This window comes from Pseudomonas cremoricolorata (genome assembly GCF_000759535.1).
Classification (GTDB): domain Bacteria; phylum Pseudomonadota; class Gammaproteobacteria; order Pseudomonadales; family Pseudomonadaceae; genus Aquipseudomonas; species Aquipseudomonas cremoricolorata_A.
In genome coordinates, this window is sequence record NZ_CP009455.1 from 3,038,909 (window position 1) to 3,064,830 (window position 25,922).

Here is a 25,922-nt window from a genome sequence, read left to right on the forward strand (position 1 = left end):
ATCAGGCGCTGACCGAGCAGGTGCAGGCTAGCGCCACCGAACTGCACCAGCAGCAGGCGCGCTGGACGCTGCTGGCCAGCGACCCCGAGCAACACCTCTGGCAACTGGACCTCAGTGCCGGCAACAGCCTCGAGGCGCAGACCCCACTGCGCTGGCTGGCCGGCGCACTGCCAGGCCTCGACTACCTGCACGCGTTCAGCCAATCCCTGCACCCGGACGATCGCCAGCGCCTCCTGCACGGCCTGCGCGCCTGCCTGGCACACGCGGCGGACGGCCCACCCTGGCGCACCCGCCTGCGCGTGCGCCTGACGGCCAACGGTGAGTATCGCCAGTGCCAATTGAGCGCAGTCTGCCAACGCGATGCCGAGGGCTCCGCCGTCGCCTTGGGCGGCACGCTGCGCGATGTCCATGAGCAATCGACCCACGAGGAACAACTGCACCTGGCCGCCATCCGTTTCGACATTGCCCGGGAAATGCTCCACGACGGCCTGTGGGATATCGAGGTGGTGGCGGGCGATCCGGCCAACCCGCGCAACACCATCTGGTGGTCGTCGCAGATGCGCCGGCTGCTCGGCTACGACAGCGAAGAGGCCTTCCCCAACACCCTGGAAAGCTGGACCTCGCGGCTGCACCCGGAGGACAGCGCCCGGGCGATTGCTGCCTTCGTCGCCCACGTCGAAGACCGCAGCGGTCGCACGCCCTTCGACGTCGACTATCGCCTGCGCCACCGCGACGGCGCCTACCGCTGGTTCCGTGGTCGCGGCCAGACCCGGCGCAGCGCCGACGGCGCGCCGCTGCGGGTGGTCGGCGCCATCACCGACATCCACGCCAGCCACGAGCAGGAGCAAATGCGCCAGGCCCAGGCCCAGCAGCATCGGGTGATGCAGGAGACCTTGGGCAAGCTGACGCAGATCGTCGCCAGCATCCAGGGCATCGCCAGCCAGACCAACCTGCTGGCGCTCAATGCGGCCATCGAGGCCGCCCGTGCCGGTGAGGCTGGGCGAGGTTTTGCCGTGGTGGCCGACGAGGTGCGCAAGCTGGCCACCCGCACCAGCCAGGCCACGCAACAGGCGGCCAACATGATCGAAGGCTAGGCCGCCGATTGGCAAAGCCGTTCACCGCCATTGATGTGTTTTGCCATTGTTCCGGCGGCGGGCGCCGCCGAGTATTCATCCTCACCAGCGCAACAATAACAACAGGTACCGCTATGCGTGATCATCAGTCAGCTGCTGCGTCGTTCGACTATCTGCACACTGCCCAGGCCGACCTGCACGGCAGTCTCGAAGCCCTCAACGCCTGCGTCGAATGCTGCGACCGCCATGTCGGCAGCGACGCCATCGCCCTTTACTGCGAAACCCAGGACGGCCGCGCCTCGCAGTACAGCTTCGAGCACCTGCAAGCGCAGGCCGCGCGCTTTGGCAACTTCCTGCGCGAGCAGGGCGTACAGCCCGGCGACCGCGTGGCCGGGCTGCTGCCGCGCACCGTCGAACTGATGGTGGTGATTCTCGGCACCTGGCGCGTCGGCGCGGTGTATCAGCCACTGTTCACCGCCTTCGGTCCCAAGGCCATCGAGCAGCGTCTGGGCTGTTCCGGTGCGCGCTGGATCGTCACCGACCGGCTCAACCGCAGCAAGCTCGACGACGTGTCGCCGTGCCCGACCGTGCTGTTGGTCGACGCCCATGCCGAGCACGCCCACGACCTCGATTTCTGGAGCCAGGTTCAGCGCCAGAGCACTGACTGCGAACCGCTGCTGCAGCCAGCCAGCGCGCCGTTCCTGCTGATGTGCACCTCCGGCACCACCGGCCCGGCCAAGCCACTGGAAGTGCCACTGGCGGCGATCCTTGCCTTCAAGGGCTACATGCGCGATGCCATCGGCCTGCGCGCGGATGACCGCTTCTGGAACCTCGCCGACCCCGGCTGGGCCTACGGCCTGTACTACGCCGTCACCGGGCCGCTGGCCTGCGGCCATGCCACGTTGTTCTTCGATGGGCCGTTCTCGGTGGAAAGCACCTGTCGGGTCATTGCCAAGTACGCCATCACCAACCTGGCTGGCTCACCCACCGCCTACCGCCTGCTGATCGCCGCTGAGCAGCAGTTCGCAGACGGCGTGCGCGGCCACCTGCGCGCGGTCAGCAGTGCCGGCGAGCCGCTCAACCCGCAAGTGATCCGCTGGTTCGCCGACAACCTCGGCGTGGTCATCCACGACCACTACGGGCAGACCGAGGTCGGCATGGTGCTGTGCAATCACCACGGCTTGCAGCACAGCGTGCGCGAAGGCTCGGCCGGCTATGCCGTGCCAGGCTACCGGGTGGTGGTGCTCGACCCGGCCCAGCGCGAACTGTCGCCGGGCCAGCCTGGCATCCTTGCCATCGACCGCGAGCGCTCGCCGCTGTGCTGGTTCGGCGGCTACTTCGGCATGAAAACCAAGGCCTTCGTCGGCCGTTATTACCTGAGCGGCGATGTGGTCGAGCTCAACGACGACGGCAGTATCGCCTTCGTTGGCCGCGACGACGACGTCATCACCACCTCGGGTTATCGCGTGGGGCCGTTCGATGTCGAAAGCGCGCTGATCGAACACCCGGCGGTGATCGAAGCCGCCGTGGTCGGCAAGCCCGACCCGCAGCGCACCGAGCTGATCAAGGCCTTCGTCGTGCTCAACAGCCAGCAGCCGCCCAGCCCGGAGCTTGCCGAAGCCTTGCGCCTGCACGTGCGCCACCGCCTGGCCGCGCATGCCTACCCGCGCGAGATCGAGTTCGTCGAGCAACTGCCCAAGACTCCCAGCGGCAAGCTGCAGCGCTTCATCCTGCGCAATCAGGAAATCGCCAAGCAACGCGCAGTCGATGCTTGAGCGGGGAGACCGATGGTGTTGAGTCGAGTGGAGTTTCAGCGCAAGGCGGTCGAGCTGTTCCAGCAGCGTGGCTTCAGTTCGGTGAGCATGCGCGAGCTGGCCGCCCATGTCGGCATCAGCCCCGGCTCGATCTATCACCACATCGAGAACAAGGAAACCTTGCTCTACGAGCTGTTGTTCGAGCTCTATCAGGCGCTCAATGCCCAACTGCGCACGGTCAAGCGCCGCCGTCTGGCTACGGCCAAGGCGCTGTCGCAGGTCATCGACGGCCACCTCGACCTGTACGAGCGCATGCCGGGGCATTTCCGCCTGGCCAACATGGAGCACGGCCAGCTCAGCCCGCCACTGGCCGCCGACATCGCGCTGCTGCGCAGCCGCTATGAGCAACAAATGCTCCAACTGTTTCGCAGCGAGGCGACTGCCGGCGAAGGCCAGCTGGGGGACGCGGGGTTGCTGGCGCTGTTCGCCATGCTGCACGCATTGCCCGGCTGGCTCGACCCACAGTTGGACGGCATGCAGCGCCGGCAGCTCGCCCGCAGCATGCTCGGCGGTGCGCTGCAAGGTGCGCGGTCGTTGGCGTAGGGAAGGGGGGAAGACCCGAGGTCGGCAAGCGACCCCGGGTGGAGGGGGTTACTCGGCCATCAAGACTTCGAGCTTTTCCTGGTCACGGGCGAACTGGCGGATGCCTTCTGCCAGCTTCTCGGTGGCCATGGCATCTTCGTTCATGCCCCAGCGGAACTGGCTCTCGTTGAGTTGCTGGCGCGCCTCACCGTGGTTGCCTGGCTTGAGCTTGCGCGGCAGCTCACCGTGGTCGTCGCTCAATTGTTGCAGCAGTTCCGGGCTGATGGTCAGGCGGTCGCAGCCTGCCAGTTGCTCGATCTGGTTGACGTTGCGAAAGCTCGCGCCCATGACCACGGTGTCGTAGCCGTTGGTTTTGTAATAGTCGTAGATGCGCGTGACCGATTGCACCCCCGGATCATCGGCGCCGGTGTATTCCTTGCCGGTGCTCTTCTTGTACCAGTCGTAGATACGCCCCACGAACGGCGAAATCAGAAACACCCCGGCATCGGCGCAGGCTTGGGCCTGGCCGAAGGAGAACAGCAGGGTCAGGTTGGTCTGGATACCTTCCTTTTCCAGCTTCTCGGCGGCGCGGATACCTTCCCAGGTGGAGGCCAGCTTGATCAGCACGCGGTCTCTGCCGACGCCCGATTGATCGTACAGTTTGATCAGATGACGGGCCTTGTTCAGCAGCGCTGCTTCATCGAACGACAGCCGTGCATCGACTTCCGTGGAAATGCGCCCCGGAATCGCTTTGAGAATGCCGCTGCCCACCGCCACCGCAAAGTGATCGCAAGCCAGGTCGACATCGCCTTTGGCCTCGGCCTTGACCTTGCTCAGCAGGTCGGCATAACCGGGTATGGCGGCGGCCTTGAGCAGCAACGAAGGGTTGGTGGTGGCATCGACCGGTTTGAGACGGGTAATGGCATCCAGGTCACCGGTGTCGGCGACCACGGTGGTGAACTGCTTGAGTTGTTCCAGCTTGGAGGTCATGGCGTGCTCTTTCCTGTGCGAGGACTCGACATTACCCGAGCCCCACCAGCCGCTCAAGGATGGCAGGACAAGTCGGATAGGGTTGTCAGTTTCGAGTCGGCGCTGCACGCCAGGGTTCAGTTCATCGGCCCTGCAACAGCTCAGCGGCCTGATCGAACACCGCCAGTGGCTCGGGATGCTTGTGAATGTCCGACGACAGCAGCTGACGGAACCGCCGCGCCCCGGCAAAACCCTGACCCAGCCCCAGAATGTGCCGCGTCACATGGTGCAACGCGCCGCCGCTTTGCAAATGCGCGACGATGTACGGCCGCAGCCTGGCAATGGTCTCGGCCCGGCTGATCACCGGCGCCGAACTGCCGAACACGCGCTGATCGACCTCTGCCAGCAGGTAAGGATTGTGGTACGCCTCCCGCCCCAGCATCACCCCATCGAAGGTCTGCAAGTGCTGCTCGCATTCCTCCAGGGTCTTGATGCCGCCGTTGAGGACGATTTCAAGATCGGGAAAATCTGCCTTCAACTGCGCCGCCACGTCGTAGCGCAACGGCGGAATGTCACGGTTCTCCTTCGGCGACAGCCCCTCGAGAATGGCGATCCGCGCATGCACGGTGAAACTCCGGCACCCTGCGTCGCGCACCTGCCCGACGAAATCGCACAGCTCGGCATAACTGTCACGGCCATTGATGCCGATGCGGTGCTTGACCGTCACCGCAATCCCCACCGCATCGCGCATCGCCTTGACACAATCGGCCACCAACCCCGGATGCCCCATCAGGCACGCGCCGATCATATTGTTCTGCACCCGATCACTCGGACAGCCAACGTTCAGGTTGACCTCGTCATACCCCGCACCCTCCGCCAACCGCGCACACCCCGCCAAATCCCCCGGCACACTCCCACCCAACTGCAACGCCAACGGATGCTCCGCCTCGTCATGGCGCAGGAAACGTTGCGCGTCACCGTGCAGCAGCGCGCCGGTGGTGACCATTTCCGTGTACAGAAGCGTGTGGCGCGAGAGCAGGCGCAGGAAGTAGCGGCAGTGGCGGTCGGTCCAGTCCATCATAGGGGCAACGCTGAAGCGGCGGGACGGCTCAGGGCGCGTGGCTTGTGGCTTTGAGGCTAATTCTAGTGGCATTCAGGTCTACGCATTATTGTGCCGTTTTTGGGGGTTTTCGGGCGTTTTTAGTGTGACAGTGGTACGATGTACCACCGCCAATCACGCTTGTACCACCGAAAACCATGGCAACGATCAGAGCAAGGAAAAAGGCCGATGGGACGGTCAGTTACACCGTCCAGATCCGCCTCAAGAAAAAGGGTGTCTTAGTTTATCAAGAAGCCCAGACATTCGCCCGCAAGCAGGCCGCCCAAGCCTGGGCGAAGCGACGGGAGACCGAATTGGCGGTCCCTGGCGCTATCGAGCGGGCCAGTCGCAAGGGGCAGACGGTCAAGGAGATGATCGAGCGCTACCTGGTCGAAGCCGAGAAAGCCCGGCCGCTGGGTGAGACGAAGCGGCGAACGTTGAATGCCATCAAGAACAGCTACCTGGGTGAGAAAGTGGATTCCGACCTCACCCAGCAGGTGCTGGTGGACTACGCGCTGTGGCGCATGAGTCCTGAAGGTGGCGGCATTAAACCGCAGACGGCCGGTAATGACCTGGCGCACTTGGGATCGGTGCTGTCCCTGGCCAGGGCGGCGTGGGGGTATGAGATTGACGCGCAAGCCATGCCAGATGCGCGCCTCGTGCTGAAGAAGTTCGGCTACAACCTGAAGAGCCGAGAGCGGGATCGGCGTCCTACGCTGGATGAGATCGATAAGGTGATGGAGCACTTCTTCGAGATGTTGCAGCGGCGTCCGAGCGTCATCCACATGCCCAAGGTAGTAGCGTTCGCGATTTTTTCGACCCGCCGAATGGACGAGATCACCCGCATAAGGTGGGAAGATCTGGATGAGCACCGGCAGGCAGTGAAGGTGCGGGACATGAAAAACCCTGGTCAGAAGATTGGCAACGATGTCTGGTGTTACTTGCCGGATGAAGCGTGGATCATCGTGCAGAGCATGCCCAGAGCGTGTCGCGAGATATTCCCGTACAACACGGATTCAATCGGCACAGCCTGGTCGAAGGCATGCAAGATGAAAGGGATAGAGGATCTGCATTTCCACGACTTGCGTCACGAAGGGGTGAGTCGGTTGTTTGAAATGGACTGGGACATACCGAGGGTCTCAAGCGTATCTGGTCACCGCGATTGGAACTCGCTGCGGCGGTATACCCATTTGCGTGGGCGAGGGGATGGGTATAAAGGCTGGGCGTGGCTGGATCGGATCATTCTGGCACCCGTTAAACTCGGCGCCCGGGCTGAGTAGCGGATGGGTAAAGATGCTACTTCTATAAGCGCTTACTGGTGGCAGGCATCGGCTGTGGGTCGATTGCGGTCAGTCGCGAACGGCTGCTCTCGACCCGAAGCTGCCGTTCACGAAGTGCAGTAATCGGCGAGGAGCGGCTGCCGGTGTCATGCAGATTGCCTCCTTGGCAGTGTGGCGCTAAGGGTTCGCTCCGTGTTGAGGCTGCTCAGCCGAAGAACTGAACCAATTAGAAGAATGGAATTAACGTGGCAACTGCCGCACCGGCTTGAACCAAGAGCATTACCGAGAGCCATTTTGGCTCCCGCCGGATAAACCAGTAAACCGCGTTCAATATCATTGAAATCAGGTTGGTGAGCCCCAGGACGGCGAATGCAAGGATGCCCGAGATCTTGACAGGGGAAGTGGTGGGCGATTGCAACACGTAGAGCGCCAGGATCGGGCCCAGAATCACTGTTGTGATCGAAAGGCCAGCGACCGTGCGGGTAAATCGCAAAGCTTCGTCAGGCGTCATGCCTTGAGATGTCCTTCTATGACCGGGCTTGGGGCATCACTGCCATCTGGCCTATTCTGCAACGTGCACAAAAGGGTTCACAAGGACGTCCATGATTCCTGTCGATATGCCGCTCATGCTGCTCGGCTACATGATCTACATTTTTTCCGAGGTTTTTCTCTGGCTTTTCATCGCCGGCCTGATCGCCTTGCTGATTCCGCGAAGCCGTCGTTACATGGTGGCGCGGCGCTGGAGGTTCGGCTTGTTGCTGGTGTTGCTTGCAGCCGGCAGTGTGCCATACATCGAGTCCACCAACAGTCTCTGGCAGGATTGGCGTGCGCACAATCCCCGCCTCGAACACGAGGAAGTGCTCGGTGATTTGGTGCTTCCAGCCGGGACGCGAGTCCACCTGCAAAACCTGGAGCCTTTCAACGACCTGTCCGGCGACCCCGTGCCCTATGGCATGCAGAGCCTAGATCATGCTGATTTCGACCGCACGCCTGGTCACATCATGGGCATGCCTGTGCGTCGTCTGAAACTGGCGCAGGGCCATGGATTCGCGACGGTCGAGACCCTGTCGGCCCATGACCTGGCAGGATGGAAATGTGCACCTGGGGAGATCGAGTTCGATTTTCCGTTTGGTGCTCATTTCAAGTTTTCCGAATGGAAGATGAGTCGATGCACGCTGGCGCCAGGTACAGACCTGGGCGGCATCGTCTGGCCTGGGCCGGTGAGGGTATCCACCAACACCACGGGTTGGCTGGCCAGGTCCGAGGAAAGCCCGGTCAAGCTACTGGGGATCGAACTGCGCTCACTGATCATGATTCTGGATCGGCCTTATGGGGAAGGTCGCTCATGGGAAGGTTACTCGAACCAACCTTTCGACTTCGGCCCTGTTCACTATCCTGCCGACATCCAAGTCAGCCGTTATCAAGGCCAGATGCAATTCAGCCTGCCACCGGACGCACAAGCCGAGGATCGACGTACTGGAATGCCCATAGAAGGCGGGCAGACCGTGGTGCAGAGCATGGCTGGTGAGGTACTAGGAGTCCGTACCAACCGCTCTATGGGTGTTTATTTCCCTGACGAAATCATAGTGCGCTGAGGCTCAATGAACTGAGGCGGTCCGCAGTATCCGCAATGGGTCGTTAGCTGCCCTCGCCAAATGCCGGTCCGGGTTGATCGTCGACGATGTCGACCGGCACCGGCACCGGCACCTGGCCAGGCGAGGTGCAATCTCCTGGTTAGCCGGCCCTCAGTGTCTTGTTCAATTGCGCACACTCCTTGCGGGCAGCCTCCCGCTGCTGATCCAAGTAATGCGCCAGGTCGGCAATATGAATGCCCCGTGCGCTCTTCTGGCTTGCCTCGAGCCTAGTGATAGGAAGCTTGATTTGTCCGGCAAAAACCTTCCGCTGAAACATGTCAGGGGTCAGGTGGGTGAAGTAGTCGGTGCACACCTGGTCGATTGGGATGATGGCGAGTCCGTTGTATTGCGCCATTAGCATGAATGCAGTGTTCATGGCTTGCGCCCTCGCATGATGATGAAGCCAGCTGCTTGACGGGTTTTGGAACATTGGTCGTGATTGCCCTTCACGCGAGCCTTACCGCAGATGTCGCAAATGAACGACATGGCTGGCCGAAGCGTTGGCTGCATGCCCTTGGGCGTGCGGGTGGTTGGGGTGTATGTCGATGTGTCGATCACAGCGAATACCTCTCATGCACTCGGCGAGCATTCGGACTGAGGGCGAGATGCTCAAGGTTCGTGGCGCTGTTTACAGTCGGTAACGTGCCTGTCGCTGAGCTTCGGTCGATGCTGCTGCGATGCAACTCGACCAATGCGGTGATTAGTGCCAAGGCGAGCAAGAGGCTGATCAACTGCCAGATGCGTGTTGGTTTAGGCATGTGGGCTGCCCCCATTGATCTGGCAAAGCACTTGCTTTCCGGCCAACTCAAACAGTTCGTCGGCGGATACCGGCGTGACGGACTGCTCGCAGTTGCGCACGGCGTCAAACCTAGTGCGGTACAGCCCGGCCTGGCCGAGCCAAGCGACGGCGTTGTGTTCGGCGTTGGACATTGGGCAGCCGTGGGCTTCAGGGACAGTGCCTTCGTGGGTGCGCCTGCACTTCCTGCAGTGATACAGGCCGCCGTCGTCGGCCTCGCTCATGTACCAATCATGGCGGTGCGTGCTCATGCGGCCTCCTGCTGGTACAAGTCGATCAGGTCTTTCGCGTTGGCGGCGATCAAGTCTTCCGCTTCGTCAGGGCAGACGCTGTTGCCGATCAGGCGGATCTGGTCGGTGTTCTTGATCGGGCGCCACTCCAGCAGGCCGGTTTCTTTGTTCTCGAACAGGCCGCGATCAAGGATGTAGTCGGGGCTGAAACCCTGGGCAAGTTTCAATTCGGGAGCCTTGATCATGCGCAGGGTGAAGTCGACCAGTGCGTAATCGCCGAGTAGCACCAGGTCGACCAGATCGGGAAAGTGTTCCGGCAGGTACTTGTGCAGGAAGTGAGCGCACTTGCGGGCCTTCGCCAGCAGCTCTGGCGGCAGAAGCGCATTAGGCACCTGGACAACGGTGACCAGCGCCATGCGTTCCTTGGTCGGCAGGGTGTGCATCGGTTCGCCCATGTCTTGCCACTGCCCGCCGGTGCCGTAGTACTTCACCAGGTACGCACTCGCCAGTCGCTGGTTGGTGCCGCGCCCGAGAATCGTGCTCAGAGGCACCTTGGCTGCTCGTCCGTCGCCCTTGTAGAAACCGCCGTTGGCTTGCTCGAAGTGGCATGCGGCGAACGCGTGGTGGCCGCTGCCGGTAGTCAGGGTGTTTATAGGGTGGTCCATGCCGCTACCAGTAGAGCCTTTGCGCAGGGTGATCATCGACGCGGTGACCAGTGCTTGCTCGCCTCTGTTCGCCCCGGTGATCGTCCGGATGGACTCGGAAACGGGGTATCCCGAACGGTCCCCATGATGTGTGAGGTGGGTCAGGTGGGCTGCGGCCAAGGCGAAATGGCCACCCTTGATCTGGGCCACCTGAGTGCGAAGCGGCTCGCCTGCGCTGAAGGTGCGCTGCGTGCTCGCGTTGGCGAACTCGGTGAGGCTTGCGGCGGCTAGCTGTTGCTCGTCCAGCTGGAGCACGAAAGGCTGCTCGGCCATGACGGTGTGGCGCCAGACACCTTTCGCCACGCGCCGGCAGGTGTTGTCCACCAGTGGGCGTTTGCGTGCGAACAGGCTCTTGCCCAGGTCGGAAAAATCGATGCACTCGGCGGCGGTGCGCCAAGGCAGTTGGCCCGGTTTCGGGTTCTCGTGTCGCTTCGGCTTCGTCCAGACGATCGGGCGGCCATCCGTACGGCCGATTAGGAACAGGCGCTTGCGGATAGTTGGGGAGCCGGCGTTCGAAGCGCGGCGCTCACGCCACTCTACGTTGCAGCCCAGGCCCCGCACTAGTGCGTCCATCGGTACCCACTGGCCGATGCAATCCATGATCTCGCCCATGTCCGGATGATCGGCAGCCAGGCCAGTGGTGAGGCAGGCGACGAATGCCTTGAAGGTGCGACCCGTTTCCGACTTGATCGGCCTGCCTGCGTCGTCCAGCGGCCCCCAGGCTTGGAACTCTTCAACGTTCTCCATTAACAGCAGGCGTGGGCGGGTGGCAAAGACCCAGCGAACCACGACCCATGGCAGCGAGCGCACAGCCTTGCTTCTTGGGGCGCCGCCTTTGGCCTTGGAGAAGTGGCGGCAGTCAGGGGACGCCCACAAAATCCCCACGGGCTGGCCGCCGGTGGCCTGCAGTGGGTCGACTTCGTAGATGTCGCTGATGTAGTGGCGGGTGTTGCGGTGGTTCGCGCGGTGTACCGCGATTGCGATAGGGTTGTGGTTGATGGCGATGTCAGGGTCGCGGTATACGCGGGCGCCGCCGCTGCTTGCCCCACCGGCACCGGCAAACAGGTCAACGTACAGTTCGCGCTGGAAGGGCAGGGCTTGCTGCTGCGCACCCTGGATATCGATCTGCAGGGCGGCTGTCATGCTGCGGCTCCTGCAGTTGTGGCGCTCGGAGTGCTGCTCAGTTGGAGGTGGATACGTTTGGCCAGCTCGTCGATGACGTCAGCCTGGGTTCCCGCTCGGGCTGCCTCGGCTTCGGTTTGCAGGGCTTTGAAGGTGCGCTGAGCCAGGCGCATCGTGGACGAGGCGCTGACCAACTTGTCATAGTCCGCCTTGGTCACTGCGAGGCCGGTGTACGACATGATCCGTGCGTCAAGCTCACTGATGCTGGCTTGGAGCGCAACGATCTTGGTGTGGCGTGCGGCCAGCTCCAGTTCGCAGGTTTGCTGAGCGCGCTGCAATTCCGTGCGCAGATCGTCTTGGGCTTGCTTCGCTTCCCTGAGCTGCAGGGTAAGGCTCTGGTCGTGGAAGGCTTTGCCTTCGTTAAAACCTCGGGCATAGGCAAGGCGGCGTGCTTTGGCAATCAGGAAGGGAAGGATGATCAGGGTCACCATCCAGGCGATACCAGCTGCAAGTGCGTACTGATGTGGTTGCATGTGCTGTGCTCCAAAGTGCCCAGCACCGGCCGGTGGTGTGGTGATGGCCAGGTGCTGGATGCGATGCCCCTGATGGCCGGGGCCGCCAGCACGCTGCCGTCGGCATAACCGATGACGGGGATCAAGGACTTATTGCACTCAAGGCCTGCCCAGGCTTACGTGAACGAGAACACTCGATAGAAAAAAGCGAGCTGCGCAGATGAGTCAACCTCAGCCCAGCGGGTCTCGTTCACTTGAACCGCAGTTTGGACGAGCGCGTGGGAGCTCCATGCGGCGATCATCGACAAATCAATTTTCGGTGCTATAGAATTGCTAGCAATTGGGCGGACGTGTCACCTGTCCATCAACACACAGCCAGTGATCGGAGCAGCCATACCATGCCACATGCCGAAAGATCAGAAACCGTCTTGCTGCGGTTGAGACCCCAAGACACCCCAACGGGAATAAGCGGCTCGACATTCGAGCAACTGATGTCGCACACCGGCTTGAACAAGACTGAGGTCATCCATTACGCCTTGCGGCAGATGGCTGATCGCTTCCTGCCCAAGTACGAGCTGGATGACGGACCGTTGACTGACACGCAGATGGCCGCGATCCGTGAAGAGTGCCCGGAGCAGCCAGAGGAACGTCTGACCAGAAGGCTGTTCTAGACAATGGCGAAGCGTTTCATACCGCTACCCGCGCCAGGTGATATCGTGTGGTGCAAGTTTCCGGAAACTGTCGGCACTCCAGGCCCCAAGCGTCGTCCCTGCCTGATCCTGGGCGTTTTCGATGACGATCATAGGGTCCGCGTCTGCTATGGCACCAGCCGGAAAACCGGCCCGGAAGAAATCTTTTCGGGAGAGTTCGTCATGGACCCCCAGGACGATGGGTTCGAAATCAGCGGATTAGGCCCTCGAACCAAGTTCGATCTGAATAACACGTTCGATCTGCCGTTCACTGACCGATGGTTCCATCCCCACCGTGCAACCACATTGCCTGTCCCACCGCCCAAGATGGGAACCTTGCATCCCAGCTTCATGCAGGCGATCAGAAAGGCGCTGGGACGCGAGTGATCTAAATGACTGCAAATGGAACAACCGGCCTCGGCCGGTTTTCGCTTTCAGCTCGGGCAGTGCGATAGTGGGCTTGGTCATCGTGATTTCCCTGGTGATTCTCAGGCCTTCAAAAACTCAACGTTAGCCAAGAACCACGGTGACCGCTCTCGTTCCCCCACAGGGCGCCTTCGGCTGGTTCAGTTACACCACTTTCTGGGACACGATCATCAGGTGAGCGGCGATGAAGTGCAACTTTCAGAATCGCAGCAGGCTTGCTAACTGGAGGCACTGCAGCCATCGCAAAACTTCGATGCAAAGGACAATTATTAGGTTGGCAGTGAGCATGACTTTCTCCGGATTGGATTTTCCCGCTCGACGCTTCGTTGAGTGGATAGGTGGTTAGGGTTGGGATGATTTAATCGGGAGAGTTGTTTGTGTGTCAATATTTTCTTGCTCTCATTACGATGTTCAAAGCTGTTGTCCTGATTGGCGATATCTGCTTCCGAATGTTGATTTGTTGATTTGTTGATTTGTTGATTTGTTGATTTGTTGGTTTGTTGATCTTCGCGTAGTCTGGCAGTGTCAGTTAAATAGTTGGTTAGTTCGAGCGCTGTATTCTCTAGTTAAAAAGTCTGGGTGGTACATGCTAGCGCCGCTCCGCAGGATCGGTGTGCAAGCGCCTGCATGAGTATTCGGATCTAATCGTTCAGTTCGCACGAGGCGTAACGTGTCCAAGGCGCACTGATAGAAATGCATCATCCGACCTGCGATACATTACTCATGACCCTACGTCTCTTTCGAAGGGTATTCGCTACAGCAAGGCCGAGGTGTTGTTCAAGGATCTGCGTCGATCTGGTAAATTTTCCGGTTGTTCGCTTGCACTCGCTGGTTGCGCCGTAGAAAAGTTGTCAACTCCAGCAAGCGAAGCAGGTCAGCGGTCAGGAAGCGCTACGAAAATGAAGTATCAGACTATTTGTGTTTCCAAAGAATGTGTATCTGGAACAAAAGCTGGCCAAGTGGAGCTTGAATTCATATGAGTCCTATGAAAATCAGTGACGAGACCTATCGCCAAATTGCGGAACTGGGCGAAGGGTTCGATGTGAATGCCCTGTGGCTCAACTTGGCCCAAGCGTTATCTCAGTCAGGTTTCGAAGAGCGCAAAACGCTTTTCCTACAGCTCTTGCGCAGGCTGCTCACCGAGGGGCGGGTCAAGCTGGCGGCTGATTCATTTTTGACCGGCAGCGTTGAGGAACAGGTTGACGCCTACCTTCAAGCCTTTCCTGATGAGGGTCAGCTGGATGAAGACGTTTTTTGGCTGAACAGCAAAGGTGAATGCTGGGTGCCGGGAGGTTTGGTCTGGTGCTTCGAGGACGGTCGCGAAGTGTGGACGTGAGGCGATGGGATGGAACAAGGAGGCTTGAGCCAGTTCCTCTGCATCGGTGCATCCAGCCGGCGAGCTGATCTCACCTGAACGAATCAGGTAACTTCGAACCCAACACCTTAGCGTGTGAACGCTTCCAATACAGTCCTTAGGCTTTGACCCAGCGTGGTGTAATGCAGTGATGAAGGCACTACTAGCAGGTTCCGTTCTACTCGCCAGCACATGCTCGACCGTCACGCTGGCGGCCGATGCCGTGCCGGGTGTTCAAGCTGTGTATGGCCAAGAGCTCCAAGGCTTCACATACCCATTTCCCTTGCATCATTTCGAGTTCATGTCCCAGGGCCAGCCCTTGAAGATGGGCTACATGGACGTGCCAGCAGCGGGCAAGTCCAATGGCCGTTCGGTGGTGCTGTTGCACGGGAAAAACTTCTGCGGGGCGACGTGGGAGGACACGATAAAGTCGTTGTCGGCGGCGGGTTATCGTGTCATCGCGCCTGACCAGGTGGGCTTTTGTACGTCGACCAAACCTGAGGCTTATCAGTACTCGTTCCAGCAGCTTGCCTCGAATACGCATGAGCTGTTGAACAGCCTGGGCGTAGATAACGCTGTCGTCATGGGGCACTCGACAGGGGGGATGTTGGCGGCTCGGTATGCGTTGATGTACCCGCAGCAGACCGAGCGGTTGGTGATGGTCAATCCTATTGGTCTCGAGGATTGGAAGGCGCTGGGTGTGCCTTGGCGCAGTGTCGATCAATGGTATGCGCGCGAACTCAAGGTTTCGGCGCAAGGCATTCGGACCTACGAGCAAAACACCTATTACGCCGGGCGTTGGAAGCCTGAGTACGACCGCTGGGTGGATATGCTCGCCGGGCTGAATAATGGCCCGGGGAAAAAGCGTGTGGCGTGGAATTCGGCGCTGATCTACGACATGATTTTCAACCAGCCGGTCTACTACGAACTGCCGAACCTGAAGGTTCCGACGCTGCTGCTGATTGGGGATGCCGACACCACGGCCATTGGCAGCGATATCGCGCCTGCCGAGGTCAAAAAGACGCTGGGCAATTACAAGGTGCTGGGAAAAAGAGCGGCGCAGATGATTCCCCATGCACGACTCGTTGAATTCCCCGGGCGAGGGCATGCTCCGCAGATGGAGGATGTCGCGCAGTTCAACCGCACATTGGTGGACGAATTGCACACACCGCAGCCATAGATCAGGCCAGGATTTCGGTCAGTCGGGCCAGAGCAATGTCAGCCACCAAACAGTGCTTTCTGGCCGGCATCTGAATTGAATATGCCATCGGCGCTGTGGCCTACCCCCGGAACGATCAGCAGCCTCTGCCTGTTGACCACATCGGGCTGCTGCTCGACCAAGTGGCTGTAATAACTCAACCCTCTGGCCAGTCTGAACGGGCCTTGTGCTTGCGCCGCGCAGCTTTTGTCCAGGGCCGGGTGGTTGGGGTCGGTGTCGTTCTCGCCCAATAGATAGGTCACATCCTGTTGGGTATAGCGGTGCAGCAAGGTCGACGCGTCTTTGCTCGAGGCGTAACTGGGCAGGTCATCGAGGCCGTACTTCCAGGTGTTATAGGCAGGGCAATCTGCGCTGTTCACCGGCTCTGGACGCCAGGCGTCGAAGTACGCGTAGGACGAGGGATTGGCGACCACGAAGCGTACCGGCACCGAGTCATCTGCGTTGGGTAGGTGTCGCAGTATCGCGTAACGCTGTACGACCTGGCCTCCGCCGGAATGGCCCGCGATGACGATTTCTTTCAGGTCAGGAAACCTGGATCTGTCATTCAGTTTGTCGAGAATTTCATCGAAGACATCAAAGCTGCCTAGCGCCGCTGGCCCTACTGCGTTGTCTCCTGCCATCCAGCCTTGAGCCGTCCATCTGAGAATATCCGACCCCAGAGCGTTGCGCTGGATATCCTGCGGCGTCAGGAATTGCGGCGCTATAAGAAAAACTTGCTCCTGGCGGGGGGATTTGGACAGTGCTCTAACCGCAGTTTTGAAATAGGTGTGGGCATTGCGTAGATGCCCGTGGACGATGAGTATCGCGCTTTGTGTGGAAGCATGTTGAGCGTCCAGGGGGCTCGTTGACTCGTACACCGCAGTGCCGGTGAGCCCGTTCCTGACGATCGCCAGCCGATTTTTGACTATGTGCACGTTGGTAGTGTGCTTTGAGCCATCGTTGGGCAAGGCATCAGTTGTAAGGACCAATCCCAGGCAGAAGGTGACTGCACGTACTGTATTGATCATGCTGTATCCGCAGGCGAGATCATGTGTCCGCCAGTATGTTCCGCTTGATAAATGCAGGCCATGTTCAAACGAGCTTCCACGCCTGCGCTCCGTATTGAAAGTCTTGTACCAAAGGACTCCCCGCAATGGACAGCAGCCTCCCCACCTTGCGCACCGACCGCCTCATCCTCACCCCGCTGCAACGCTCGGACGCCCCCACCATCCAGGCGCTGTTCCCCCAGTGGGAGGTGGTGCGCTACCTCAATAGCCGTATCCCCTGGCCGTACCCCGACGACGGGGCGCTGGTGTATGTGCGCGATCTGGCCTTGCCGGCCATGGCTGAGGGGCGGGAGTGGCATTGGATGATGCGTCTGCGTGACGATGTCGAATGTGTGGTCGGCAGCATCAGCCTGTACGACGAGCCGGGCAACAATCGCGGCTTCTGGCTGGCGCCGCAGTGGTGGGGCCGGGGGTATATGCGTGAGGCGTGCCGGGTGGTGAACCGGTATTGGTTCGAGACGCTGGCGAGGCCTGTGATGCAGGTACCCAAGGCGGTGGCCAACATTGGGTCGCGCAAGGTCTCGGAACATGAGGGCATGCGCAGGGTGGCGGTGCAGGAAGGCGAGTTCGTTGCCGGGTCGATGAGTGTCGAGATCTGGGAGATGACCCGGGCTGAGTGGCTGAGCAGCGTTGCTGCTAGCGGCTAGCGCAAAGGTTCATCGCTCGCGCCAGCACTTCATAGAGTTTACCGTCGCCTGCCTGGGCGACATTGAAACGCAGATAGTCCCCCGCCGTGAGCGACTGGCTGAATGCATTGCCTGGTGCCAGTACTACACCGTCTTTCAGGCAAGTTCTGGCCAATACAGCGGCATCCATGCGCTCGGGTAGTTGGCACCAGAGGAACATGCCGGCCCTGGGTATGGTCCACGGCTCGATGCCGAGGGCGCTTAGTTTCGGGACGGTTCTTTCCCGTTCGTCGTTGAGCCGGCGGCGGACACGTTCCATGTGTTTTCGATAGCCGCTGTCGGTAATCGCCTGGTGGATGATATCGGCCGCCAGGCGCCCGCCGCCGAATGAGGTGGCGATCTTCAGGTCGACCAGGCGCTCGATCCAGTCACCTCTGGCGGCGACGTAGCCGCAACGAATCGAAGCGGAGACGGTTTTGGAGAAACTGCCGATCTGGATGACCCGAGACAAGCCATCGAAGGCGGCGAGGCGGGGTGCTGGGGTGGTTTCGAAGTCGGCGAAGATATCGTCTTCGACGATGACCAGGTTGCAGGCGTCGGCCAACTTCAAAAGTCGGTGCGCCGTCACCGGGGACAGTGTTGCGCCGGTGGGGTTGTGGATGCCGGAGTTGGTGATATAGAGCCTTGGTGAATGCGCGGCAAGTGCAGCGCCGAAAGCCTCGATATCTGCGCCCGTTGTGCGGTAAGGCACGCCGACGACGTTGACCCGGTGGGCTTTGAGCAGGGCCTGGAAGTTGAAGTAGCAGGGGTCGTCCACCAGCACGGTGTCGCCCGGTTCGAGGAGGAAACGGCAGATCAGGTCGATGGCTTGGGTGCCGGATTCGGTGAGCATGATCTGCTCAGGCGCAGCGTCGATGCCGCTGGCGGCCAGGCGTCGCGACAGAAATTGCCTGAGCGGGCCGTGGCCATGGGGTGAGGCATATTCGGTCAGCTGCGCAGCACTGGCGCGGGCGACGTTGCGCAGGGCTTTGCGCACCCCCGCTTCGTACAGCCAGGCGGGCGGCAGCCAGCCGCAGCCTGGTTTCAACGCATCGGTGGCAGTGTCCAGCGACTGGCGCGAGATCCACAACGGGTCGACTTCGCGATCGAGCTTTGGCCCGAGTTCGGTGAGCGCCAGGGGCGCCACGGGCCCTTCGACGTAGAAGCCCGAGCCCGGACGAGCATAGAGTACGCCCTCGGCGACCAGCCGTTCATAGGCTTCCAGCACCGTGGACACCGACACCTGCAGGGTTTGCGCCATGGCTCGAACCGAGGGGATTTTCGTCCCAGCCCTGTAGGAACGAGCGGCAATTCTTGCGTGGACCTCCCCCATGACCGCTGCGATTCGCGTGGTGCTGCGCTTCATGGTTTCCTCGACTGTGCGGGCATTGTGGGCATAACAGTTCGGTCAAACTGTTGGGGACTGTACATGGCTTCGCCAACGCTGTCAGTGCTTTACTCGGCGCTGATTTGGCGAGGACTGAGCAATGCAAAACACAACCCGCGGATGGATCAACGGCTTTATCGGCGTGGCGATCTTCGCCGGCTCGTTACCGGCGACCCGGGTGGCGGTGGCGGACTTCGAGCCGACCTTCCTGACCTGCGCCCGGGCGACGATCGCTGCGCTGTTGGGCGCGCTGCTGCTGATCATCCTGCGACAACCACGTCCGGCCAAACGTGAGCTGGCGTCCCTGGCGATCACCGCGCTGGGGGTGGTCGTCGGTTTCCCGCTGCTGACCGCATTGGCGCTGCAGCACGTGACGTCCGCGCACTCGATCGTCTTCGTCGGACTGTTGCCGTTGTGCACCGCAGGGTTTGCCGTGCTGCGCGGTGGTGAGCGGCCTCGGCCATTGTTTTGGGTGTTCTCGCTGATCGGCGCAGGGTTGGTCGCGGGCTATGCGTGGCTGGCCGGGGGAGCGGGGTCAGCCCTGGGCGATGCGCTGATGGTCGCGGCGGTGGTGGTGTGCGGCCTGGGCTATGCCGAAGGGGCGCGGCTGTCGCGGACCCTGGGCGGCTGGCAGGTGATCAGTTGGGCGCTGCTGCTGGCTTTGCCGTTGATGCTGCTGCTGACCTTGCTCACCTTCCCCGCAGCGCAGGCATTGGCCAAGGTCAGCGCGCCGGCCTGGTTCAGCCTCGGTTACGTGTCACTGTTCAGCATGCTGCTCGGCTTCGTGTTCTGGTACCGCGGGCTGGTTCAGGGCGGCATCGCGGCGGTGGGGCAACTGCAACTGGTGCAACCGTTCCTGGGCCTGGCACTGGCGGCGTTGCTGCTCCACGAGCAGGTCAGTTGGATGATGCTGATGGTCACCCTGGGGGCGGTGGTGTGTGTGGTGGGGGCTAAACGGTATGCGCGATAGGGGGGCGGCGCTATCGAGGGTTATCGGTATTCCAGCGCTCGAACGCAGCCTTCATCCGTCGCGACGTCGAGGCATCGGCCGGTATCAGATGCTCGATGCGCAGCGAGGCGACGGTGATGTCCAGCGGCATGCCGAAGGTGGTGAAGGTGGACAGAAAACTCAACTCGCCCTCTGCGCTGTGCACGCGAGTCAGCAGCACGGGGCTGGCGCTTTGTCCTGGCACGTCGTGCTGCGGGCGAGGCAAGGTGCTCAGCCGCTGGGCGAGGGTGGGGTTGCCAAGCGCTTCCCGCGAGGCGCGTTGCCAGGCCGTGGCGCGGATCTCCTGGGCATTGACCAGGCGATCACCCAGCCCCCCAGGGGCGAGCAAGGTTTGCAGCAGGTTCAGGCCCGACGCCGCATCGTGCGGTACACCGGCCATCGCCAGTAGCAGCCCGGTGCTGACGTTGGCGGCAATGATGTCCCAGTTGCTGTCGATGACGATGGCGGGTGCTGGATCGTTGGCTTGCAGGATGTGCGCGATGGCCCCATGCACCACCTCCAGGGCAGGGGCTTGAAGCGGCGTTGCGGCGTAGCGCGGCGCGTAGCCTGCGGCGAGAAACACCTCGTTGCATTGCTCCAGCGCGGCACCGAGTGCTGACAGTAATGCGTGCAAGGTGCTCGGGCTGGGTTTGGCACGCGCGGTCTCGATGCAACTGAGGTGGCGCTGCGAAACCCCGGCGATCAGCGCCAGGTCGAGCTGGCTGAGCCCGGCCTGTCGGCGCAAGTGGCGCAGCTGCTGGCCGGCGGTCATGGCCGGGGCGGGGGCTTTGCGGTGTGGCGACGGGTCATCCATGCCGGGATCTTCCTTGGGTGTTGATGACCTCACAGGTCATTGAGCGCCGCCAACCCTATCACTACTGTGCCGGCAAACCCTACCGAGGAAACGAGCATGGTACTTAGCATGATTGCGCTGGCAGCGCTGGCGTTGTTTTCGCTGTATACCGGCTGGACGATGCTGATGGCCGAACAATCGATGATCGCACTGCGATGAACAGCGCTCTGGCCGTATATGCCGGTTGTGTGGTGGTGCTGTTTCTCAAGATGTTTGCCTTGTCGTGCTACCAGGGCTTCTACCGCCTGCGGCATAAAGCGTTCACCAACATCGAGGATGCCGCTGTTTTCAAACGCGCTGCCAGGGACCAGGAACTTGCACCAGTGATTCGAGCGAGCAGGGCGTGGGCGAACGATCTGGAGAACATTCCGGCATTCTTTGCCCTGGGCGGGTTGGCAGTGGCCTTGACTGTACCGGTCATGCTCACGGTATGGCTGAGCGTGGTGTTCACGCTGGCGAGGGTGCTGCATACCGTCGCGTATCTGAGCGGCGTGCAGCCTTGGCGTACGCTGTGTTATGGGGTCGGGATTGTCTGTTTGGCAGGGTTATGTGCGGCCATTACGTGGGTGACTATCACAGGTTGATCGGACGTCATCGGCCATAGCTGACGGTGGTTGTCTTTGGCTTGGGCCGCGAGGGGCTGCAAGGCAGCCCCAGGCAATCGGTTACCGCCCACCCCGGCTCAGTTCACCCAGTCGCCCAGAGATCGACTGCATACCCTTGCCCAGTTCGCGCAATGCGTTGGCGTCCCGTGCACCTTGCTCGCTGGCGGAGTGGATACGCACCGCCAGTTCATTGATTTCGTGGGTGACGTGGCTTTGCTCCTGGGCTGCCACGGCAATTTGCTGCGCGCGCCGTACGATATCGTCGAAGCTGCCCACCGTGGTGCCGAGGGTGGATGCGACGCCAACCGCCTGCTGCACCGAGGCGCGTGTGCGCTCGGCGCCGTTTTGCATCGTGGCAACCGCCGCGCTCGACGCCTGGCGAAGTTGCGAAATCATTTCCTGAATCTCGTTGGCAGAGGTTTGCGTGCGGCCGGCCAGGGTTCTGACTTCGTCGGCCACCACCGCGAAGCCGCGGCCCTGTTCGCCGGCACGTGCGGCTTCGATGGCCGCGTTGAGTGCCAGCAGGTTGGTTTGTTGCGAGATGGACTTGATCACCTCCAGCACGCTGCCGACCCGCTCGATGTCCGCGCCCAGCTGGGTGATGGCGTCGGCCGCACCGGCAATGTCCGTGGCCAGCACTTCGATGAACTGGCTGTTGTCGTTGACCTGATTCTGACTGTGTTGTGCCTCATCCAGCGAGCGTTGGGCAGTGTCGGAACAGTCAGAGGTATTGTGCGCAACTTCGCTGGCGCTGGCCGACATCTCGGTGATGGCGGTCGCCAGCAAGGTGTTGTCCTGGCGTTGCGACTCAGCCCGCTCGGCCAGACCGTGGGACAACTGCGCCAGGTCGTTGGCCTGACGCTCGAGGGAAACAGACTCTTCGGCAATACGATTGAGCATCTCGCGCAGTGAACCAGCGTAGCGGTTGACCGATTCACGCAGTGCGCCAATTTCATCGGCACGCAGGATCTCCAGGCGGGCGCCGGCCTGACCGCCCTGGCCCAGGCTGTCGATTTGCCGGGTGGTTTCTTCGAGCTGTACCAGCAGGCGTTTGCCGGCCAGCCAGGCCAGACCCAGCAGCAGGCCCATCAGCGGCAGGAGGAACAGCAATATTTGCCCGGTCAGATGATTCGCCAGGCCGACCACGCGCGACTCAGGCGTTACCAGGCCGATCCGCCAGCCGGTGTTTTCCATGGTCGCCAGCGTCACATAGGCCGGCGTATCGAGCCTGGCATCGTGGTCGAGTCGGAAGGTCGAGATGGCCGGCAACGTGTCGGCAAGGCGATCGGCCACAGGCTGCAGCCAGGATTGCTCCTTGCTCAGCGCGGCCACGGTCAACAGGGCCTTGCCGGCTTTGTTGTCGGGAAAGAACAGCACGTTTCCTGCGGCATCGACCGCGAACGCATAGCCGCCGGTGATGCCGCCTTTTTCCTGGAGGAAGGTCGCCAGGCCGTCCAATTTGAGGTCGATAGTCGCCACACCTGCGAACGCGCCCGCACGCTGGTACGGCACGCTGCAGGTGGTCATGGCTACGCCGCTGACCGGGTCTTGGTAGGCATCGGACCAGACGCAACGGCCCGGCGCTGTGGACTTGACCCCGGTGTACCAGGACTCGGCCTGGTAGGGCGAGGTACTGGCGTCGTTGTATTCATTGGAAAAGCTCAGTTTATTGTCGGCGCCACGGGCCCAGAAGAAGCTGCGTCGTTCAGTCCCTGGGATGAAGGCGTTGGGCTCGGGCCAGACGCCGCCCCCTGCGATGGCTGCATCGCCATGGCTATCGATGATGCCCGCCAGGTTGTCCTGGAACAGTGCCACATCGCGCGGCAGGGTCTGCGCCAGAAGGGCCATGGCCGAAGCCGTGCCTTCGATGCGGTTGAGCGGCAAGGCCAGTTCATTGGTCAGCGCCTTGGCCGACTGCTCGGCCGCCTCGGTGCCAGCGGCCAGCAGCCGCGGCTTGCCGCCCAGGGTAATCACGGCAAAGATCGCCACCGCCGTCAGAACCAGCAGCCCCAGAATGGCCAGCGTCATGCGCTGCGAAATACGTGCGGGAATCAATGACATCGAAAGGCTCCGAAAACCACGGTCTGTTGACCTTGTGTCGGCGGGGCTGGGGCAAAGCTGAAGAGCGGTGGGCGTTTATATTTCCGAGCCTAGGAGGCTCGACGCTGACGATTACACGTGATGCACCCAATGACGGTGGGGCGCCCAGCAGGGCAGGGCGTAATTGAACCGGTCAAAGGGTCAAGCGCGCCATACCGTCTGCCTCAATACTTGCCCTTGGGGCTTTTCTCGAACTTCCACTCGGTCATCTTCTTCGACGCCAGGAAGCTTTTACAGGCGGCGATGAATTCGTGGCGGTTCGCTTCCTTCGACAGGCTGGCGAGGTTCTTCTCGTACAACTCGGGGCCGCAGTTTTCCGCGGTTGGCTCGGGCACTTTTTCTTCTGTGCAGCCTGCCAGGATTGCAACAACGCTCATTGTTGCTGCGAGAGTGGCGAAGCGATTACGCATGGATTCTTCCTTGATCGATCATTTTTGGTACGCACCACGGCGGCTGATCGGCGCGGTGCTTTTCATCGTTTCTCGTGTGCGATGGGTGACACGTGGTGTTTGTCGATTGCGCGGGTGATTAGTTCCGCAACCCTAGTGCTAGTTCAAGCCTGCTCGTCCGCCTCCTGCTTATAGACGCGCAAGCCCCGAGCCTGATAGTTGGCCAGCGCCGCCGGGTGATCGAGGCTGCAGGTGTGTACCCAGACCCGCTCGGTGCCCGGCCATTGCCAGGCCGATTCGAGGGCGTGGCTGAGCAGGGCGCCGCCGAAGCCACAGCCGAGAAACTGCGGGGCCAGGCCGAAGTAGCGGATCTCGGCATTACACTGGTCGGGGCGGTGCAGCTCGTAATAACCGGCAATGGCGCCGCGGTGATAGGCCACCCAGGTGCGATGGCAGGGCTGCTCGACGAGGGCCTGCCACTGGGCGTCGCTCCACGCCAGCAGATCGCCCCAGCCCCATGAGCCGCCGACCAACTGGTAGAGGAAGCGGTTCAACGCGGGCTGCGGAACTTCACACTCGACGATCTGCAGATCATCACGCGGCGGTTTGGCCTGCAGCTCGGAGGCTGAGGTCATTTCCAGGTAGTAAGTGATGCACGACGCTGCCATGGACTGCTTGCCCTCGTTCGCAAATGAACAGCGGAGCATGCCACATTCCTACAGCTTGAAACGCACCTGAATCGTGCTCAGGCCCGAGGAAGTATCCAGCGAAATGCACTGTTCGCCGTACCCTGAGTAACTCTTGACCAGCCGCATGCCTAGCCCGGTGCCGCTGGGTTTGGGGTAGTGCTCGGGAAAGCCATCGCCCTCATCGCTGACCAATATCAGCGCGTCGTCGCCGTCCTTCACTACCTTGACGCAGATCGTGCCGCGGCCGTACTTCAAGGCGTTGGTGACCAGTTCGCAGATCACCAGGCCCAGGGGCGCCATGCGTTCGGCGGGCAGTAAGAAGGCATCCACGGTGTGTTCGATACGCGGGTCGCCGAAGGCTTTTTTCATATCGCCGAGCAAGTCACTTACATATTCGGACACGCTGACGCCTTGCTCATTGGCATCCCGGTACAGGCGCTCATGCACGGCAGCAATGGTCAGCACCCGGTTGGCGGCAATCTGCAGCTGCGCCTTGACGCTTTCTTCGTTAGACAGGTTGGCTTGCAACAGCAGCAGGGTATTGACCAGGTGCAGGCTGTTCTTCACCCGGTGGTGAATTTCCTCGAGGTGCAAACCGGTTTCGCTGAGTTTGGTACTTTGCGCATCCACCAAGGCGGCCAGACGCAGCTCCTGCTCGTGACGCTCGGTGATGTCCCGCGATACCGCGATGATCTTGTCCAGTTCACCTGTTTCGTCATAGATCGGCGCCGCCGTGACGTCCCACCAGCGCGGCTCGCCCTTGAGAGTGGGGCAGAACGATTCGAAACGCACTGAATCGCCTTTTTTCACCTGGCTGAGTGCGTCGATGACCGCATGCTTGGAGACATCGGGCCACAGGTCGACCCAAGGCTTGCCGGCAACCTCGGTGAAATCGGCGATCTGCATCCGGCACAAGCCCGCTTCGTTGAAAAACTCGACCTCACCTTGGCACGACAGGATCTTCACGCAGTCCGGGCTGGCGTTGAGGATGCTCTCCGAGTAGGGGTGCGCACTCCTGCTTTCCAGCTTGGCGCTCAGGCGTTCGAGGGTCATGGAGATGATCGTGGCCAGCCCTTCGAGGAACACCAGATCACTTTCGATGAAGTCTTCGCCGTCACGACTGTCTACTTCCAACACGCCAAACGTGCCGCTGACGCCTCGAACCGGCACGTTGATCGCGCGTTTGATGCCGTAGTCGCGCAGCAGACTCGGCGTGCGGAAGCGCAGTTCCTCGCCTAGATGGTTGGAAATGACCGGGCGGTTGCTGGTGAAGGCGTAGCCAGCAGGGCTTGCGTCATCGCCGCCGACGGTGGCTGAGCCGATATCGCTGGCATCCCATCCCACGCCGTGGCCCAGACGAAGCAATGCGCTATCGACAACCGGCTGCAGCACTTTGGCGAACGGCGTGTCCATGCCCTTGGCTGCGATCTGGCACGCTTGGGTCAGCAGATCGTCGGTGTCGATGATCGTCAGTGACTCTACCGCGAAGTTCACCACCAGCTCATGCTGTCTGCGCAAACGACTGTGTGAAACCTGTAGAGCGGCGCGAACGAATTCGTCAGGTGACAGAGCAGGCATGGGCATATCCGAGATGAAGGAGAGGGCGCAAACGCCGGGAATCTACACCTAATGCTGGCGCGGGAATAGGTTTTCCCGCCAGGCGATCCATTTCGATGTTGCGACAACAAGACTGTGAAGCACGACGCAAAAAAAACCTGTGCCATGGGAATGTTTCAAACCGTTACTGGTCGATGAAG

Annotated in this window: 25 protein-coding genes and 4 pseudogenes; 14 read left to right on the plus strand and 15 right to left on the minus strand. The window is 61.2% G+C overall.

What is annotated here, in order from left to right:
- Positions 1-473: 473 nt before the first annotated feature.
- From LK03_RS22855 to LK03_RS13625, 3 genes and pseudogenes are all read left to right on the plus strand, one after another.
- Positions 474-1,085: pseudogene (locus LK03_RS22855) on the plus strand (methyl-accepting chemotaxis protein); the annotation flags it as partial.
- A 122-nt stretch (positions 1,086-1,207) separates the two neighbouring features.
- Entirely contained in the window at positions 1,208-2,848 is a 1,641-nt protein-coding gene (locus tag LK03_RS13620) for an AMP-binding protein (protein ID WP_038412907.1), read from the plus strand.
- A 12-nt stretch (positions 2,849-2,860) separates the two neighbouring features.
- Positions 2,861-3,430, plus strand: coding sequence for a TetR/AcrR family transcriptional regulator (locus LK03_RS13625; protein WP_038412908.1), 570 nt, complete (start codon positions 2,861-2,863; stop codon positions 3,428-3,430).
- Between the two features lie 48 nt (positions 3,431-3,478).
- Here LK03_RS13625 and tal read toward each other — a convergent pair whose 3' ends face one another.
- Both tal and dusA read right to left on the minus strand, forming a co-directional pair.
- Positions 3,479-4,399: a transaldolase gene (gene tal / locus LK03_RS13630; RefSeq protein ID WP_038412909.1), complete on the minus strand. Its 921-nt coding sequence runs from the start codon at positions 4,397-4,399 to the stop codon at positions 3,479-3,481.
- A 121-nt stretch (positions 4,400-4,520) separates the two neighbouring features.
- Complete coding sequence (gene dusA, locus LK03_RS13635) at positions 4,521-5,531, minus strand: tRNA dihydrouridine(20/20a) synthase DusA (protein WP_038412910.1); 1,011 nt, start codon at positions 5,529-5,531, stop codon at positions 4,521-4,523.
- Between the two features lie 104 nt (positions 5,532-5,635).
- Between dusA and LK03_RS13640 the strand changes: the two genes are divergently transcribed.
- Positions 5,636-6,757, plus strand: a complete 1,122-nt coding sequence (locus LK03_RS13640; RefSeq protein WP_038412911.1) for a site-specific integrase — start codon at positions 5,636-5,638, stop codon at positions 6,755-6,757.
- A 226-nt stretch (positions 6,758-6,983) separates the two neighbouring features.
- Here the strand turns inward: LK03_RS13640 and LK03_RS13645 are convergent, their stop codons facing one another.
- Complete coding sequence (locus tag LK03_RS13645) at positions 6,984-7,268, minus strand: hypothetical protein (RefSeq protein ID WP_049870486.1); 285 nt, start codon at positions 7,266-7,268, stop codon at positions 6,984-6,986.
- Positions 7,269-7,359: 91 nt separating this feature from the next.
- Between LK03_RS13645 and LK03_RS13650 the strand changes: the two genes are divergently transcribed.
- Positions 7,360-8,352, plus strand: coding sequence for a hypothetical protein (locus LK03_RS13650; RefSeq protein ID WP_038412912.1), 993 nt, complete (start codon positions 7,360-7,362; stop codon positions 8,350-8,352).
- A 139-nt stretch (positions 8,353-8,491) separates the two neighbouring features.
- Here LK03_RS13650 and LK03_RS13655 read toward each other — a convergent pair whose 3' ends face one another.
- From LK03_RS13655 to LK03_RS13675, 4 genes are all read right to left on the minus strand, one after another.
- Entirely contained in the window at positions 8,492-8,767 is a 276-nt protein-coding gene (locus LK03_RS13655; RefSeq protein WP_038412913.1) for a pyocin activator PrtN family protein, read from the minus strand.
- Positions 8,768-9,141: 374 nt separating this feature from the next.
- Positions 9,142-9,438 (minus strand): hypothetical protein, encoded by a 297-nt coding sequence (locus tag LK03_RS22530; protein ID WP_240478611.1) that lies wholly within the window; start codon positions 9,436-9,438, stop codon positions 9,142-9,144.
- The gene (locus LK03_RS13670) at positions 9,435-11,264 is read right to left on the minus strand and encodes a DNA cytosine methyltransferase (RefSeq protein ID WP_049870487.1); all 1,830 of its coding nucleotides are present in this window, start codon (positions 11,262-11,264) and stop codon (positions 9,435-9,437) included. The genes LK03_RS22530 and LK03_RS13670 overlap by 4 nt, the downstream gene beginning before the upstream one ends.
- Positions 11,261-11,734, minus strand: a complete 474-nt coding sequence (locus tag LK03_RS13675) for a hypothetical protein (protein ID WP_240478612.1) — start codon at positions 11,732-11,734, stop codon at positions 11,261-11,263. Before LK03_RS13675 ends, LK03_RS13670 begins: the two co-directional genes overlap by 4 nt.
- Before the next feature lie 140 nt (positions 11,735-11,874).
- Between LK03_RS13675 and LK03_RS22860 the strand changes: the two are divergent.
- The 5 genes and pseudogenes from LK03_RS22860 to LK03_RS13695 all read left to right on the plus strand — a co-directional run.
- Positions 11,875-11,956: pseudogene (locus tag LK03_RS22860) on the plus strand (lysis protein); the annotation flags it as partial.
- A 290-nt stretch (positions 11,957-12,246) separates the two neighbouring features.
- Complete coding sequence (locus tag LK03_RS13680) at positions 12,247-12,426, plus strand: hypothetical protein (RefSeq protein WP_240478613.1); 180 nt, start codon at positions 12,247-12,249, stop codon at positions 12,424-12,426.
- Positions 12,427-12,429: 3 nt separating this feature from the next.
- A complete protein-coding gene (locus LK03_RS13685) occupies positions 12,430-12,831 on the plus strand; it encodes a type II toxin-antitoxin system PemK/MazF family toxin (RefSeq protein ID WP_038412917.1) in 402 nt (133 codons plus the stop codon).
- A gap of 1,024 nt (positions 12,832-13,855) precedes the next feature.
- Positions 13,856-14,206, plus strand: a complete 351-nt coding sequence (locus LK03_RS13690) for a DUF596 domain-containing protein (RefSeq protein ID WP_049870488.1) — start codon at positions 13,856-13,858, stop codon at positions 14,204-14,206.
- A gap of 169 nt (positions 14,207-14,375) precedes the next feature.
- Positions 14,376-15,404, plus strand: coding sequence for an alpha/beta fold hydrolase (locus tag LK03_RS13695; RefSeq protein ID WP_038412918.1), 1,029 nt, complete (start codon positions 14,376-14,378; stop codon positions 15,402-15,404).
- A 38-nt stretch (positions 15,405-15,442) separates the two neighbouring features.
- Here the strand turns inward: LK03_RS13695 and LK03_RS13700 are convergent, their stop codons facing one another.
- Entirely contained in the window at positions 15,443-16,450 is a 1,008-nt protein-coding gene (locus LK03_RS13700; RefSeq protein ID WP_038412919.1) for an alpha/beta hydrolase, read from the minus strand.
- Between the two features lie 125 nt (positions 16,451-16,575).
- On the opposite strand from LK03_RS13700, the gene LK03_RS13705 reads away from it, so the two are divergent.
- A complete protein-coding gene (locus tag LK03_RS13705) occupies positions 16,576-17,136 on the plus strand; it encodes a GNAT family N-acetyltransferase (RefSeq protein WP_038412920.1) in 561 nt (186 codons plus the stop codon).
- On the opposite strand, the gene LK03_RS13710 is transcribed toward LK03_RS13705, so the two are convergent.
- Positions 17,126-18,520, minus strand: coding sequence for a PLP-dependent aminotransferase family protein (locus LK03_RS13710; RefSeq protein ID WP_038412921.1), 1,395 nt, complete (start codon positions 18,518-18,520; stop codon positions 17,126-17,128). The two genes, LK03_RS13705 and LK03_RS13710, sit on opposite strands and share 11 nt — an antisense overlap.
- Positions 18,521-18,641: 121 nt before the next feature.
- Here LK03_RS13710 and LK03_RS13715 point away from each other — a divergent pair, with 121 nt between their 5' ends.
- On the plus strand, positions 18,642-19,511 hold the full coding sequence (locus LK03_RS13715; RefSeq protein ID WP_038412922.1) for a DMT family transporter: 870 nt from the start codon (positions 18,642-18,644) through the stop codon (positions 19,509-19,511).
- Between the two features lie 10 nt (positions 19,512-19,521).
- Here the strand turns inward: LK03_RS13715 and LK03_RS13720 are convergent, their stop codons facing one another.
- Positions 19,522-20,343 carry a helix-turn-helix domain-containing protein gene (locus LK03_RS13720; protein ID WP_038412923.1) on the minus strand — a complete coding sequence of 274 codons (822 nt, stop codon included), beginning with the start codon at positions 20,341-20,343 and terminating at the stop codon, positions 19,522-19,524.
- A gap of 96 nt (positions 20,344-20,439) precedes the next feature.
- Between LK03_RS13720 and LK03_RS22185 the strand changes: the two are divergent.
- Positions 20,440-20,532 (plus strand): annotated as a pseudogene (locus tag LK03_RS22185) (DUF2834 domain-containing protein); the annotation flags it as partial.
- Positions 20,533-20,537: 5 nt separating this feature from the next.
- Positions 20,538-20,966, plus strand: coding sequence for an MAPEG family protein (locus LK03_RS13725; protein ID WP_038412924.1), 429 nt, complete (start codon positions 20,538-20,540; stop codon positions 20,964-20,966).
- 81 nt (positions 20,967-21,047) lie between these two features.
- Here the strand turns inward: LK03_RS13725 and LK03_RS22865 are convergent, their stop codons facing one another.
- The 5 genes and pseudogenes from LK03_RS22865 to LK03_RS13745 form a co-directional block, all read right to left on the minus strand.
- A complete protein-coding gene (locus tag LK03_RS22865; RefSeq protein WP_430962080.1) occupies positions 21,048-22,181 on the minus strand; it encodes a methyl-accepting chemotaxis protein in 1,134 nt (377 codons plus the stop codon).
- Positions 22,167-23,048 (minus strand): annotated as a pseudogene (locus LK03_RS22870) (cache domain-containing protein); the annotation flags it as partial. The pseudogene LK03_RS22870 and the gene LK03_RS22865, both read right to left, overlap by 15 nt.
- A 203-nt stretch (positions 23,049-23,251) precedes the next feature.
- Positions 23,252-23,497, minus strand: coding sequence for an entry exclusion lipoprotein TrbK (gene trbK, locus LK03_RS13735; RefSeq protein WP_038412926.1), 246 nt, complete (start codon positions 23,495-23,497; stop codon positions 23,252-23,254).
- Between the two features lie 143 nt (positions 23,498-23,640).
- A complete protein-coding gene (locus tag LK03_RS13740; RefSeq protein WP_038414725.1) occupies positions 23,641-24,144 on the minus strand; it encodes a GNAT family N-acetyltransferase in 504 nt (167 codons plus the stop codon).
- Positions 24,145-24,192: 48 nt separating this feature from the next.
- Entirely contained in the window at positions 24,193-25,743 is a 1,551-nt protein-coding gene (locus tag LK03_RS13745; protein WP_038412927.1) for a sensor histidine kinase, read from the minus strand.
- Positions 25,744-25,922: the final 179 nt, after the last annotated feature.